This is a genomic window from Sphingobacterium sp. 1.A.4 (assembly GCF_002734245.1).
Classification (GTDB): domain Bacteria; phylum Bacteroidota; class Bacteroidia; order Sphingobacteriales; family Sphingobacteriaceae; genus Sphingobacterium; species Sphingobacterium tenebrionis.
Genome location: NZ_PEAZ01000037.1, coordinates 33675 through 49099, shown reverse-complemented (window position 1 = coordinate 49099; position 15425 = coordinate 33675). Strand labels below are relative to the sequence as shown.

At 38.8% G+C, this 15425-nt stretch carries 11 protein-coding genes; 8 read left to right on the top strand and 3 right to left on the bottom strand.

Annotated features, from left to right (window positions below; genetic code table 11):
* Window positions 1–20 precede the first annotated feature (20 nt).
* From CRJ00_RS04220 to CRJ00_RS04210, 3 genes are all read right to left on the bottom strand, one after another.
* Window positions 21–2684, bottom strand: coding sequence for a TonB-dependent receptor (locus CRJ00_RS04220; RefSeq protein ID WP_099365637.1), 2664 nt, complete (start codon window positions 2682–2684; stop codon window positions 21–23).
* A gap of 766 nt (window positions 2685–3450) precedes the next feature.
* Window positions 3451–5829 carry an endonuclease MutS2 gene (locus tag CRJ00_RS04215; RefSeq protein ID WP_099365636.1) on the bottom strand — a complete coding sequence of 793 codons (2379 nt, stop codon included), beginning with the start codon at window positions 5827–5829 and terminating at the stop codon, window positions 3451–3453.
* Between the two features lie 2 nt (window positions 5830–5831).
* Window positions 5832–6554: a DUF4296 domain-containing protein gene (locus tag CRJ00_RS04210; protein ID WP_099365635.1), complete on the bottom strand. Its 723-nt coding sequence runs from the start codon at window positions 6552–6554 to the stop codon at window positions 5832–5834.
* Window positions 6555–6630: 76 nt separating this feature from the next.
* On the opposite strand from CRJ00_RS04210, the gene CRJ00_RS04205 reads away from it, so the two are divergent.
* The 8 genes from CRJ00_RS04205 to CRJ00_RS04170 all read left to right on the top strand — a co-directional run bounded on the left by CRJ00_RS04205 (window position 6631) and on the right by CRJ00_RS04170 (window position 15419).
* Window positions 6631–7320: a YggS family pyridoxal phosphate-dependent enzyme gene (locus CRJ00_RS04205; protein WP_099365634.1), complete on the top strand. Its 690-nt coding sequence runs from the start codon at window positions 6631–6633 to the stop codon at window positions 7318–7320.
* On the top strand, window positions 7320–7769 hold the full coding sequence (locus CRJ00_RS04200) for a GNAT family N-acetyltransferase (RefSeq protein WP_099365633.1): 450 nt from the start codon (window positions 7320–7322) through the stop codon (window positions 7767–7769). The genes CRJ00_RS04205 and CRJ00_RS04200 overlap by 1 nt, the downstream gene beginning before the upstream one ends.
* A complete protein-coding gene (locus CRJ00_RS04195; RefSeq protein ID WP_180268418.1) occupies window positions 7750–8595 on the top strand; it encodes a DUF3298 and DUF4163 domain-containing protein in 846 nt (281 codons plus the stop codon). Before CRJ00_RS04200 ends, CRJ00_RS04195 begins: the two co-directional genes overlap by 20 nt.
* A gap of 8 nt (window positions 8596–8603) precedes the next feature.
* A complete protein-coding gene (locus CRJ00_RS04190) occupies window positions 8604–9872 on the top strand; it encodes an aspartate kinase (protein ID WP_099365631.1) in 1269 nt (422 codons plus the stop codon).
* Window positions 9865–11049 carry a class I SAM-dependent methyltransferase gene (locus CRJ00_RS04185; protein ID WP_099365630.1) on the top strand — a complete coding sequence of 395 codons (1185 nt, stop codon included), beginning with the start codon at window positions 9865–9867 and terminating at the stop codon, window positions 11047–11049. Before CRJ00_RS04190 ends, CRJ00_RS04185 begins: the two co-directional genes overlap by 8 nt.
* A 73-nt stretch (window positions 11050–11122) precedes the next feature.
* Window positions 11123–12145 carry an LLM class flavin-dependent oxidoreductase gene (locus CRJ00_RS04180; protein ID WP_099365629.1) on the top strand — a complete coding sequence of 341 codons (1023 nt, stop codon included), beginning with the start codon at window positions 11123–11125 and terminating at the stop codon, window positions 12143–12145.
* Between the two features lie 322 nt (window positions 12146–12467).
* On the top strand, window positions 12468–14306 hold the full coding sequence (locus CRJ00_RS04175) for an FAD/NAD(P)-binding protein (RefSeq protein ID WP_099365628.1): 1839 nt from the start codon (window positions 12468–12470) through the stop codon (window positions 14304–14306).
* A 381-nt stretch (window positions 14307–14687) separates the two neighbouring features.
* Entirely contained in the window at window positions 14688–15419 is a 732-nt protein-coding gene (locus tag CRJ00_RS04170; protein WP_180268417.1) for a hypothetical protein, read from the top strand.
* Window positions 15420–15425: the final 6 nt, after the last annotated feature.

The following is a 15425-nucleotide window of genomic DNA, read 5'->3' as shown; positions in this document are numbered from 1 at the left end:
TCTATTTCATCTTATCTTGATTAGAAGCTGTAAGTTAAACCAGCATTCCAAGTTGTTCCTACACCGTAGAAATATCCATACGCATCTTTACGAGAGAAGTAATCTTCGTTCAAAAGGTTTTTAACATTACCTCTGAATTTCAATTTCTGGCTGTTTTTCAAGTTGAACGTATAACTTAAACCCGCATCAATAATGTTGTAACTATCTAATTTTTCAGATTGGTAAACTTCACCTTTTAAAGATGAAGCAATGATATCATCCACATTCACATTACCATATAATCTTGCAAAGTGGTTAAAATCTGCATCGATCGAGAAGTGAGGAAGAATAAAATATTTAGCACCTAAACCAAAGGTTGTTTGTGCCGCATTACCAACTTTAACTCCTGTTAAATCTTGACCATTTTTATCTTCAAAAATAATGTTGAAAGAATCATTATCTCTTACACGGTAAGGAGATTTTCCATCATATTTCCAGTCACCAATTGAACCATAACCTCTTAAAGTAAGATTAGACAATACACGAGCATTAAAATCTAATTCCAAACCTTTATGAGCTTGACCTACACCAGTGAATAAATAAGTAACACTTTGGTAAGTATCAGAACCTACAACATAATCTCTAGCACCGTAATCTGTAAAGCGGTTTTTCCAAGTTGTATAGTAACCATTCAAATTCACATCAAACATTTCTGTTGTAAATTTATAACCAGCTTCTAAACCAAAGATTTTCTCATTTTTAACTTCAGGATCTGCAAAATCAACAGTGTTTGAAATAAATACATTATCCAAGAATGGTTGACGAGAGTAATGGCCGATGTTCGCAAACACAGTTTGTCCTTCTACGAAAGAATATGCCATACCTCCTTTAAGGTTGTAACCAAATTTATTGTCAAATTTGGATTTCTTCTCGCCTTCTGCATAGTTCCAACGATCGATTTTTTGGTATCCTTGGTTAGACATTGCTCCTTGAACAAATACCGAAAATTGATCATCAGCATATTCAACTTGTCCGAAAACACCTTGATAATTGATATTCTCACTGTTATCATAAGCTACTCGTTGATCTAAGCTTGGGCTTTTTCTGAACAAATGTTCCCAAGGATTAGTAGAATAAGTCTCTGTAACAACGTTTCTTTTATGTGGATTAATCTCTGGTCTAGTGCTTGATTCTGCAACTCTACCTTGTGCACCTAATAAATCAACCAATTGTTGGAAGTGATCTCCTTTGTAGAATCTTAAATCCATACCCACATTGTAAGATAAATACTCACTAGCTTCAATGTTAAAGTTTGAAACTAATCCATACCAAAAGTGGTTATTTACAGAAGCTCTTAAAGTCGTACCGTTATTTCCTTGAGAAATTCCATTCGTTAATTTAGTATTCAAATCTGCAAGAACATCCCAGTTGGTTGTTCCATTATTTGCATCATAACCATTTAACGTAAATCCAGGACCATTTCCTAAGATACCTGTACCACCACCTTTACCAATTGATGCATATAATACAGTAGATAATGATGTTCTATCTGAAATTGTCCAGTCCCAGTTAATATTACTTACTGGTTTGTGGTAGAAGTTTGTTCTTTGTGACAAACCTTCTCCTTTGTACCAACCATAGTTATTGTTACCTTTCTCACCAGTGATATCATAACCTGGAGTTTGAAGAATAGTATTATTTGATCTGTAACCAGAAACTAATGGTTTAGAATAGTTTTGGTCATGCCACTGAGGTGCACCAAAGATCATAAAGTTCAAATTATGGTTTTCGTTTGGTTGATAACCAACAGAAAAGAAATAGTTTTGACCAGCACCTGCGGTACCTAAAGCATATTTTTTATCCGCTCTCCATCCATTTACCATCATGGAGAAACCCCATTTACCTACCATACCGGTATTGTAAACCAAAGTTGCTTTAGCTAATCCATCGTTACCAGTTTCCATACGTACAGAACCACCTCTATTTAATTCAGTAGCTTTAGTTACGATGTTTACTGTACCACCTACCGAAGAGATCGCTAATTTTGAAGAACCCAAACCTCTTTGGATCTGAATCAAATTAGCCACATCAGACATAGCAGACCAGTTAGACCAGTACATGTTACCATCTTCCATACCGTTGATTGGCTGACCGTTCAATAAGAATGCTGTGTTTGATTGATCAAAACCACGAACAAACATTTTTGAATCACCAAATCCGCTTGCTTGGTCAGCAATGTAAACAGAAGGTGTGTTTTTCATTAACTCAGGGAATTCAACGTTTGCACCACTTTTTTCCTGAATCTCTAAAGGAGTTATTGTTGAAACCGCAATTGGAGTTTTACGATCAGCGATATCAATAATCCCTTTACCAATTACAACTACTTCACCTAATTCTTGAGAACCTGATTCAACTAATACAATAGTTCCTAAATTTAATTTGTTTGCTGAGAACTCTACCTCTGAAGTAAGGTAGCCCAACATTTTCACAACCAATGTTCCGGTTTGGAGAGGAGCATTAATTGAGAAGTTACCATTTGCATCTGTAGAACTACCTACAGAAGTACCTTTTACCAAGATAGTTGCACCTGATAAAGGCTCAGTTCCATTAGTAACTCTTCCTTGTAACAGGTTTTGCGCCCATGTAACGTTACATAGAAGTACTAATGCAAAAATGGCAATCAGTTTAGTAGAAATTTTTTCCATATGTTAAGTTGTTTTTACTGCGCAAAAGTAAAAAGTCAGATTGACTTTAAATAACCCTTAACATAAACTTAATATACTCACACCCACCTTTTTGCATCTTTATGGCAGATTCGAGTAAACAAAAATTAGAATTTTAAATAGTTTTCACAGCAACTATTATCATTGTTTAAAATATTAGCAACGAAAAACACTAAAAATTAGAAAATTAACAAATTTTAACATTTTTCAAAATGTGGAAAAGTTTTCTCGCAGAAAGACATTTCTACCGGGATAAATCATTCATCGTAACAGGAATAATCTTAGGTAAAGGTATTAATCTGTTAGCTAAAAAAAAGTTATTGTGTACGAGGTGCAAGTGAGGTGTAAGTGACTTGAAAGTGAGTTGTAAGTGACTTTAGTCACTTGAACCTTACTTGCACATTACTTGCAATATGTATGAACAATGGTTGGATTAAGAAGACTATTGGGAGATTAGTTTTGTGATAATAATTTTGTGATAATTATTTGAAAGAAACCGCGTCATGGTATAGCCGGTTCATCGTGAAACCGTGTCATTGCGAAACCACGTCATTGCGAGGAACGAAGCAATCTTTACCCATGTCATGCTGAGCGAAGTCGAAGCATCTAAATGTGGTACCCCTACAGATCCTTCGACGCTGCTCAGGATGACATAGTACAAAGATTGCTTCGTCGTACCTCCTCGCAATGACGCGGAATATTCCTCGCAATTACGCGGTATACTACTTTAAAGAAGGGTATCTATTTATCAATCCAAATAAGCATAAGTAATCCCATCTCCGCCTCTATCAGCATGTTCATCCTCAAACCTGCTCACTTGATTGTATTTTCTAAGGTAATCTCTAATAAACTTACGTAATATCCCATCTCCTTTTCCATGGATGATTTTCAAGGATGGATAACCGATCATCACCGCCCTATCCAAAACCAATTCGATCTTCCCTAAAGCATCCTCCGTCCGCATACCACGAACATCAATCTCCGGGCTGAAATCTGCCACAGACTCACTCGCAACCGATTTAAAACGCTTGGCGACTTTCGCCTTTTCTTTTCCACGAAGCTTTTCTACCTTGTTCTTTTTAACCACGGTACGAAGCTCACCTAAAGCAAGGATTAAATTGTTCTTGGCGATTTCAATAACCTGCCCCTCGTTTCCAGAATCCAAGATCCTAACCCAATCCCCTACTTCTAGATCTGCATCTGGCACAGCGGTAAGGCCTGGTTTTTTCACTTCCTTAACAGTTTTTTCCTTCAGCGAATCTGCTGCTTTTTGAAGACCGGAACGCAATTCCTTTGTCTTTTCCTTATCCGCCTGCGCACTCTTAATATTGGAAATAGTATTCTCTACCAGTTTGTTTGCATCCTTGATGATCTGCCTTGCTTCTTCTTTTGCGTCTTTCAACAATTGACGCTTATTCTCCTCCAAATAGGATTTCAAGGAATTCAACTCAGTCTGTTCCGATAATATCTCCTTCTCTCTCAGACTGATCGCCCTTTTCGTATCAAAAATCTCTTTTTTCTCCCTTTCCAGATCCACCAATAAGGTATCTACCTTCTTTTGTTGCACACCGATCTTTTGTTTTGCCAAATGCAGGATTTCCTTTGGAAGACCAATATTCTGTGCAATTTCAAAAGCATAAGAACTTCCGGGTTTTCCTGTTTGTAGGATGTACATAGGTTTCATCGCCTCATTATCAAAAAGCATCGATGCATTTTCGATCCCTTCGGTATGGCTGGCAAAGAGTTTCAGGTTACTATAGTGCGTGGTAATTACACCTCTGATCTTTTTCTTGTTCAATACCTCCAGGACTGCCTCAGCAATCGGTCCACCGAATTGAGGGTCCGTACCGGTTCCAAACTCATCGATCAGGACCATGGTCCTTGCATCTGAAAACTGCGCAAAATGCTTCATCTTGGATAGGTGGGCACTATAGGTACTCAAATCCGAATCAATGGATTGATCATCACCGATATCCGCAAAGACCTGTTTAAAAACTCCCAACTTAGATATTGGATCACAGGGTATTAACAATCCTGACTGAAACATCAACTGTAGGAGACCTACGGTTTTCATACAGACGGATTTTCCACCTGCGTTGGGTCCAGAAACCAAAAGTACACGGTCTGTTTCGTCAATCTTCAGGTTCAATGGAACAACCGAAGGATGCCCTTCTTGTCTTGAAGCCATCAGTAACAACGGATGTTTCGCATTGACCAAGGAGACCTCGGCCACCTTAGATAGCTCGGGCATATTCGCTTCGATATCCATGGCAAATAATGCTTTGGCTCGCACGAAATCCAGCTTGGTCAACAAGCCATGGTAAGCAAACAGCAAAGGTATGTGTGGTCTCAATTCGCTGGTTAAGGAAGTCAAGATTCGGATAATCTCCCGTCTTCGCTCAAACTCCAGATCCCTTACCTTATTGTTCAAATGGAAGACTTCTTCCGGCTCAATATAAGCTGTTTGACCAGTTGCCGACTCATCATGGATCAAGCCCTTGATTTTGCGTTTGTTTTCAGCAAGTATTGGAATACAGAGACGGCCATCCCGAATGGTCAGATTTCCATCTGCAGTCCATCCATTGGCCTGTGCCTGTTTAAAAACACTATCGATACGTTTCCTAGCTTCCTGTTCCGACTTTGTAATCTGTTGACTGATATCCAACAGCAGTCGGGAAGCATTGTCCTTAATCTTGCCCCGTTCATCGATCACCATTTCGATACTTTTAATGATGGATTTCTCGATCGGGAGATGCTCGAACAAGAGTTCCAGATTAGGGTATTGTTGTGCCCTTTCGTTGAAATAACGAATAATGGCGTATACTGTCCTTAAAGACAGCAATATACGGTGGAACTCATCCTCAAAGAGGAAAGCTCCTTCTACTTTGGCCTTCTCGGCCAGGTTTTTTATGGGGTAAAAATGATCTACAGGCAATGGCGCATCATGCTGCAGCAAATCCTTGAATTCGCTGGTCTGCCTTAAGAACCTATCGATCAGATCCAGTTTTGCCTGAGGTTGGATCTTATCCACCAACTCTTTTCCGGCATCACTGATACATTTCGCTTTAATAAGCTCTTTAATCTCCGTAAATCCTAACTTTTCTCCCGCGTTCTTCGGATAAATCATGCTTATTCTAATTTCAATGGGGTAACCATGCTTTTCTTAGGCCGGGTCACCGGTTTAAATCTTGGATCCCTTGGTCGTACTGGCGTATCCACCTGAGGTTCCTTTTTCACGGTATCTTCAACAATTACTTCTGTAGGTACAGCGCCCCCTGGCATCGGTAATGGTGCTGGCCCAGGACTTATAGGCTTTTCGTTAAAACCAGTATATAGATTCCTGTTCCACATATATTGGATACCCGAAAGTTCATACATCCTGCGGGTATATTCTGCTGGCGACATTTCCATGGAATCTGCTTTCGCATTCATGATCATATTGTTCAACAGTTCTACCCTACGCTGGTTCCGGAATGCACTGGCCAAAGAGTCCTGATATTTAACATTTTTTAAGGAATCCTGACGCGCAAAATCCATCTCTTCTGCCTGCAATTTGTTCACAATCCCTTCATAAGCCTTACCTGTCAGCTTAGAATCTGCCATGTAGTAATCCAGGTTCTTACTGAAGGTAGCGGTATCCAGGTCATACTTTGCTAATATTTCCAAATAGAGCGGATCGATCACTTTTCGAGCACTATCTACAGGCAAAGACACAATATAACCATCCAAAATATGCACCTCAGTCATCAGATTAACAAAATCTTCCTCCTTCAACACACCTGATGGCCTGGACTTCTTACAGGAAGTTCCTAGAAAAAACAAAAGGGATAAAACCAGTATTAATCGCTGCATTTTGTAAATTTGAACAAAAATACAGAAAAGCTACGAAATAGCATTCTAAATTAGTTAGGAAGGATCGAATTTACTTATGAGCATAGCAAGCAATATTTCGGAATTACAACAAGAACTACAACCTATTGGCGTTCAATTGGTGGCTATTTCCAAGACCAAGCCAAATGAGGACATCTTAGAGGCCTATGAAGCCGGGCAACGATTATTTGGTGAAAACCAGGTACAGGAAATGCTCGCTAAGTATGAAGAACTGCCAAAGGATATTGAATGGCATCTGGTTGGGCATCTACAGACCAATAAGGTCAAATACATTGCCCCTTTTGTCTCTTTGATCCACTCCGTGGATTCCCTGAAAGTACTTTCTGAAATAAATAAGCAAGCCTTAAAAAACAATCGGGTTATTGATTGCTTATTGCAGGTTTTCATTGCAGATGAGGATACGAAGTTCGGATTGGACCATGCTGAATTGATCGAACTGTTACGCAGCGAGGAGTTTCAGGAGTTCAAGAATATCCGTATTCGCGGATTGATGGGGATTGCAACAAATACGGAAAATGAAAAGATCATCAAAGAAGAGTTCTACGAATTGAAAATGTTCTTTGATGGTATCAAGACCACTTATTTCCGAAAGGAAGTAAGTTTCGATATTTTATCGATGGGCATGTCCTCCGACTATAAGATTGCGATTGAACAGGGCGCTAATATGGTGAGATTGGGCAGCACGATTTTCGGAAAACGAGTTATCAAACATTATAAAGCCAACTAATGGAGTTCAATATTCGAAGAGCTGTCAAAGCGGATTGTCCGCGATTGATGGAACTGGTTAGGGAATTGGCCTTATACGAGAAGGCTCCGGAGGAGGTAACGGTTAGTATGGCGGAGTTTGAAGAGGCCGGTTTTGGCGAGCACCCAGTATGGTGGGCTTTTGTAGCGGAGCACGAAGGAATAATTGTAGGGATTTCACTCTATTATATCCGCTATTCGACTTGGAAAGGCAGGCGATTGTATCTGGAGGACATTATTGTTACGGAAGAGATGCGTGGGAAAGGATTAGGAAAATTATTGATGGACCATACGATCAAATACGCCAAAGAAGCTGGATTTAGCGGCATGATGTGGCAGGTTTTGGATTGGAATGAGCCGGCAATAAACTTTTATAAAAAATATAACAGCAATTTTGATGAGGGGTGGGTCAATGTTAGTATCAATTTTTAAACGGGTATATCAATCAGGATTTTTGGTTTTAGGAATAGTGGGCGTATTTGCCTGTCAGAACAACCAGAAGGAAAATCCATTGACTTCCAATGGAAATACGGCTGTGGCAAAGGATACCCTTTCATATAGCATGGATAGCTTACGGATCCTCAGTCCCTATATTGCCTCCCATGAGGACCAGATGGACACGAGCTATGCCGAGGTCATCTATCCAAAATTCGAGGATAGCAGTCTGAACCAATTGGTCGATCAGACCATTTTACTCGAAGGAGAACCGGATATCAAAACCTATGTCAATAATTTTATCGAAGGTTATGGAAATTTTGTAGAGGAGAACAACCTGAATTATCCGATTGCCTGGACCAAGAGCACAAAGGTTGGACTGATCCTCAATACACCAAGGCTTATTTGCATAAAAAACGGAACATATGAATACTCAGGAGGTGCACATGGCAACTTTTTTGAGAATTTATCTGTTTTTGATATCGAAAACAACAGAAAATTGGAGCTAAATGCATTCATTTCTGATAATAAGATGAAAGAATTTACTAAAATTGCAGAAAATATTTTTCGGACTAAAGAAGGGCTCTCCGATACGAGCAGTTTAGCGAATGGCTATTTCTTCGAAAATGGCAATTTTTCGTTGGCTGCCAACTATGGGATCACAAAAGATGGTTTTCTATTCCATTACAATCCATATGAGATAAAACCTTATGCCGAAGGTACAACCAGTATAGTCATCCCTTATGCACAAGTCGAGGATCTGCTCACGCAGAAAGGGAAATTGTACATTGATAATTTAAAAGCATATTTTCATTCAATTTAATAGCATAAATGCAGGTATTTAAATTTGGTGGTGCATCAGTAAAGAGTGCAGAGAACATCAAAAATGTCGTTTCAATCGTTGAGAAATATAGAAATTCCGAATTATTGGTAGTGGTATCCGCTATTGGGAAAACGACAGATAAGCTGGCAAAAATCACGACGAATTACGTTAAGCAGGAAGGGGACTATTTTGGTTTATTGGAACAACTGAAGCAGGAACACTTCCAGATATTGGATGAACTGTTTGAATCCAGAACCCATCCGGTCTATGATGACATCGCCAATACCTTTGTAGAGGTTGAATGGATTTTGGAGGAAGAGCCTCAAGATGAATTCGACTATCTGTTTGACCAGATCGTTTCCATTGGCGAATTACTATCTACCAAAATAGTAGCTGCCTATGGAAAACATGTAGGTGTGCCGATCCAATGGATCGATGCCCGCGATTATATCCTAACAGACAATACCTATCAGGAAGGCAAAGTGGATTGGGAAAAGACGGAGGAAAAAATCCGTCGGGATCTTCCGTTTATATTAGATGAGCAGGTCATTGTTACACAAGGGTTTATAGGATCAACTTCTGAAAATTTCACGACGACTTTAGGTCGTGAAGGTTCGGATTATTCTGCGGCAATTTTTGCAGCTAGTTTGAATGCAGAAAATATTACCATCTGGAAAGATGTACCGGGTGTATTGAACGCGGATCCAAAATGGTTTGAACGCACCGAACTGATCCCTGAATTATCCTATACCGATGCCATCGAACTGACCTATTACGGTGCGACGGTCATCCATCCGAAGACCATCAAACCGCTACAGAATAAGAAGATCACCTTGAACGTAAGGTCATTCTTAAACCCTGAAGCCCCTGGTACTCAAATAAAAACAACGAATCAGACCTTACCTGTTCCTTCCTTTATTTTCAAGGTCAATCAGGTGTTCATCAATATCCAACCTCGGGATTTCTCTTTTATTGTAGAGGACAACCTGAGCCATATCTTCGATCTGTTCCATAAACACCGGATCAAGATCAACATGATGCACAACTCGGCGATCAGTTTTTCGGTGAGTGTGGATGATACAGGTGAAAATGTGATGAATCTACTTCAACAATTGGAAAAACGCTATAAGGTTTCCAAAGAACAAGGACTGGAATTGATCACCATTCGTTATTATAAACAAGAAACTATTGACCGGGTATTGGTAAATAAGGAAATTATTCGCGAACTTAAGGATAGTTATACCTGCCAGATACTGGTGAAGAAGAAAGATGAATAGAAACATTTTAGATAAGGAAGTACAACAATTCATTAAGGCAAACCGGGAAAAAAGTCCCACGGAAATTGCTTTGAAAAAAAGTCCCTTTCAAAATGTTAGTTCGGCAGAATTGGCCTCACAGATTGACGGTTGGCAACGAAGCGTCAAGAAATTGCCTACTTGGGCTTATAGTGATGGCATCTATTATCCGGATAAAATAAACCTGGAACAATGTTCTTCCGAACATACTGCATTAATCAAACAGACCTTGATTGCCAAAGGATCTCGAGTGATCGATCTGACAGGTGGATTCAGTGTGGATAGTTGTTATCTCGCCCAGGAAGCGGAGGAAGTTATCCATTGTGAACTCAATGAAAAACTATCTGAAATAGTTGCCTACAATGCCCGGATCCTGAGGGTGAACAACCTTAAATGCATAGCGACCGATGGAATTGCCTTTTTGGAAGATGCGGAAGATGATGCCTTTGACTATATCTATGTAGATCCTTCGCGGAGGGTAAATCAGGGGAAGGTTTTCCTGTTGGAAGACTGTGAACCAAATATAGTTGCCAACCAAACGCTTTTTCTTCGCAAAAGCCGGTATGTGATCAGTAAGTTATCCCCTCTCCTGGACATTTCTACAGCCTTATCAAGTTTAAAGCATGTTCGATTTGTTTATGTGATCTCGCTGGACAATGATTGTAAGGAATTACTGTTCATTCAGGAGCGTGGCTATGAAGGGGAATGTACCATTCGATCCATTCGTTTATTTCAGGATCAACTACAGACCTTTGAATTCACTTACGAGGAAGAGCGGGCGATCATCAGTCGCTTTCTGTTGCCCCAGAAATACCTTTATGATCCGGATGTTTCTATTAGTAAAGCTGGCGCTTTCAAATCCATCGGTAAATACTTTGGCTTGGGCAAGATTCATCAGCATGCCCATATCTACACCTCTGATCAACTACAGGTTAATTTTCCGGGAAGGATTTTTGAGATTTTGGATGTCCGGCCGTATTCCAGCTTGAAGAAGCAAAACCCTTGGCCACAAGCCAATATTGCCATTCGAAATTTTCCGGATAAGGTGGAGGTGATCAAGAAGAAATTCAAGATCAAGGATGGCGGCCATACCTATCTATTCTTTACTACGGATATCAACAATCAATTGATCATCATTGCCTGCAAAAAACTGGCTTAAATTGACTTTATTCCTATAATTCCATACATTGGGATTACAAATCTAAGACTTGCTAATGATTATCTTTATGCCTATGAAAAATATCAAATATTCTGTTTTAGAATTAGCGAGTTTATGTAAGAACAAAACTGCTTCCGATGCGATTGAAAGAGCAAAGAAAGGGGCTGAATATATAGATGAAAGAGGTTATACACGCATGTGGTTGGCGGAGCACCATAATATGGAGCACATTGCGAGCTCGGCGACTTCGGTTTTGATTGGCCATATCGCGGGTAGTACCAAAAATATACGAGTAGGATCCGGAGGAGTCATGCTACCTAATCATGCACCCTTGGTCATTGCCGAACAATTTGGAACCTTGGAATCTATTTATCCAGGACGTATCGATTTGGGTCTTGGCCGCGCGCCAGGAACAGATCAATTGACCGCCATGGCTTTAAGGCGCAATAACATGAACACCGCCTTTTATTTCAAGGATGATGTAATGGCCCTGCAACAATATTTCAGTGCCGAGAATGTACATGCCAAGGTGCGTGCTTTTCCGGGGGAAGGATTGGATATTCCGATCTGGATACTGGGCTCCAGTACAGACAGTGCTTACCTCGCCGCTGAACTTGGCCTTCCCTATGCTTTTGCTGCGCATTTTGCCCCTGCGATGTTGGAAAGGGCAGCCATGATCTATCGAGAACATTTCAAACCTTCTGCCCAGTTAAAAGAACCGTATTTTATGGTCTGTGTGAATATCATTGCCGGAGAGACGAATAAAGAAGCTAGGTTATTAGCAAGCAGTCTGTTCAATCTATTTGCAGGAATTGTCACCAATCACCGCAAACCCTTGTCCCCTCCTACCGAACGATTGATCTACGAAGGAATTCCGGAGATCGAAAATGCGGTTAATTCGATGGTTTCCAGCACGATTATTGGAAATGAAGAAGAGATTGCGGAGCATTTGAAAGGGTTGATCGAAAGGGTAAATGCAGATGAGATTATGACCACAAACTATATTTATGATGATGAAAAAAGGTTAAGGGCTTTTGATATTATTAGGAAGTCTTTTGGAAGGTTGGAATCCTCCAATCAATCGAACCAATTTTAACAGTTTTTAATTAATATTTTGAGAATTAAACTTATTTCCCTCAATTACTTTCATTGCGTATTTATCGAAAATTAGCATATTCTTCTAAAATATTTTTCAAATAGCTGATTTACAAGACTTCCAAATTATAAAAAATATAGGACTAAATCCTGTTGCACGAAATAATATTAACGAATTGAGTTATTTTAATTTTTTAAAGAATATAATTCTATGTTAATGCCATTAAGTTTCATCTGTGATAATAATCCATTGTAATTTGCCATAAAATACATAAAAAATGAAAAAATAGGTATTATCGCTAGGCAGGTAAAAACAAGGAAATATGATATGGAATTCGATGCATTTACTGCAGGAGGCTAGGACAATTGACGACCGGATTAACCCTTTAATAAAAACAAATAATCAGATAAAATTTGAGGAGCATACTGACTATATCGCTATAATTGGCGGAGGACCATTTGGTTTTTATGCGTTAGAAAGCTTACTTTCCCTAAGCAAAGAAGCCATAGGCAATCGAAAATTCCATATACATTGGTATAATAAAAACAAGAATTTTGGGGCGGGGCAACAATACAGTCCTACTACCCCAAACTATCTTTTGGTACACGAATGTATCGCAGACCTTTCAGCATGGAAAACAGATCGGGATACTATTTCATCTGAATCGTTAACCCTATTGGAATGGATAAGGGAAAATAGAACAATTGAACAGGAACCCCTAAAATCTGATCATTGCAGTAGGGAACTATTTGGTCTTTACCTGATGGATTGTGTCTTAAAAACTATTGCAGGAATAGATGATGAAATCGAACTGAGTTTAATCCAGGAAGAAATCTGCGATCTGGAAATCCAAGGAAAGACAGCTTATTTATATAATGAGGATAAGAAATTAATCTTTCCATACCAAAGTACGTTAATTAGCATCGGCCACAGCAATAAAAATAACCTCTTAAAATTCATCAAGGATAGTGATCAATCCTTGGATCGCTTTATCGAATCAGTGCATTCTTTGGAGTATTTGGATAGGATCCCAGCAAATTCCGAAGTCGTCATCAAAGGGTCTGGTATCAACTTTATGGAAACCATCCTACATTTGACTGAAGGCAGAGGAGGCGTGTTCTATAAGAACGATCAGGAATTCCAATACATTCCCACGGGATTGGAACCAAAAATATATCCATTTTCCAGAACAAATCTCCCTACCTTACCAAGAAATACCTATTGGTCGGACCATAAATATGAACTGCTCTATATGACCGACGCCTGGGTAGAGGAATTGAAGGCAAAAAAAGGAAATATCGATTTTAAAACGGATATTCTACCTCTTTATAAAAAAGAGATTCAGCATGCATTTTATTCCATGCTGGACCATCTGAAGACGGTTAGCCACGAAGAGGTATTGCATTTCATAGCAATACAGGATGAAAGGACTCGATTTTCGATCAATGCCTTATTAGATCCTGTTACTTATTCCAATGTCGCTAAGGATGTAAATTATAATGAGTTTATAGCGGACCTGACTACCTTCTGTCTAATCGCCATGCAACCTGGAGAATTGAACAGCACCATGGGTGCAGCAACCGGAGCAATGCGTGAGGGATTCTTGCAAATCTGTAAACTATATGAATTTGGGGGATTTACCCCTTATGCACAAAAACATGTAGATGACTATTGGTTGAATTATATCTTCCAGATCAGTTTAGGACCTGCACGTGAAATATCCGAAAAATTCTTCTGTCTACTAAAGCAAGGATATATTTCCTTTCTGTTTTCCGAGACTCCAGAAATCGAGATCCAAGAACAGGGCTTCTTATTGAAATCAAAAAAAGACCAACATTTTTTTTCCTATCTGATCGATAGCACCAAGCCAAAAGAAAACTTGAAATGTGAAAACAATAGGCTTTTTACAAACCTTTACAAAAAGAGAATTTTTACAGTGTTCAAAAATGGGGTATATGATGATGGTAAAATCAATTTGGAAACAAACGGAAAAGTTAAAGGGAAACATTCTAATTATCCCTTGTACTTGTACGGACCTGCAACCGAAGGTCCCGTTTTATACAACAGTGATTTAAACCGTAATCGCTATGATTTCGGACAAACCTGGGCAGAACAAAGTATTATTTTATTGAACAAGTTAAGCTTTTCGGATTTCACATAAAATTAACATTAGAATAATATTCCAATAAAGTTCATCTTTTACATTTGATAAAAATTAAATGATATGATAAAAGATGAAGTATTAACAACAGAACAAGAGCCACTATTTGGCGAATTTTTATTTGATGGTGATGATTTTAATTTAGAAGAGGATTAAAATCCACCATCAAAAAAAAATGATCTACCCAAAGATCATTTCAAAAGAATTACCTTTCATACCCTACCCTTTTAATTCCCTTTTTTATTTTTTTTATTTTTAGGTTTAATGTAATCCTTTGGTTAATTTCCATTGAAATTTTGTTTTGATATGAGGAATGGCTGTCTAGTTATTTATTTGGTATGTTTTATAGGTTTGACCGCATGCAATCCATTTAAAAGGAATGTGGAGGAAACAGTTGTTGTTGATAGTTCCGCTTTATTAAAGGATAGTATAGAAATGCTAAGCGATACATCGGATGAGATAACCGATGATGATATGCAAGTGGGCACTTCTGTCGAGGCAGCTATCTTGGAAGGGAAACTGATACTTCCATTGACTTACCGTTTCTTAAATGATGATGATCGGATAAGCAAAATATTAAATGCTACTTGGCTCGCCATTTACAAGGAAAAAGGTGCTTATCATATTGGCAAAGTAGCCTACAAGATTACCGAAGAAGCTGAGGAACCTTGTTCAGGATTACCCACAGAAACCATTGAGCCTGATAAAAATGTTTTAGCCTATGTCGACCTTAAATCACTTAAAACAGGATTGTTGGACAGCATAGCTTTTAATGAAAGGATTATTCAACCAGACAGCCCTTTTAAATTCAGTTATAATGGACATGTGTATGAATTGAAAGCGAATGGAAAATATTTCCGGGATGTGGATGATACCAGTTCGGAGCATTACAGTTTGAATTTATATAAAGATGGAAAATACGTCAGAAATCTGATCAAGCAATCAGAATATAACGACACCTTTACAGCAATAAAATTGATAGCAGACTTTGATGGCGACAAGGAACCTGATTTTTTGATCTCAAGTCCTCGACACTATGAAGAAGAAAGGTACATGCTGATCTTATCAGGTCAACATGATGTATTTGAAGGGAATATGGTTTTTGATTGTTAGCTTTTT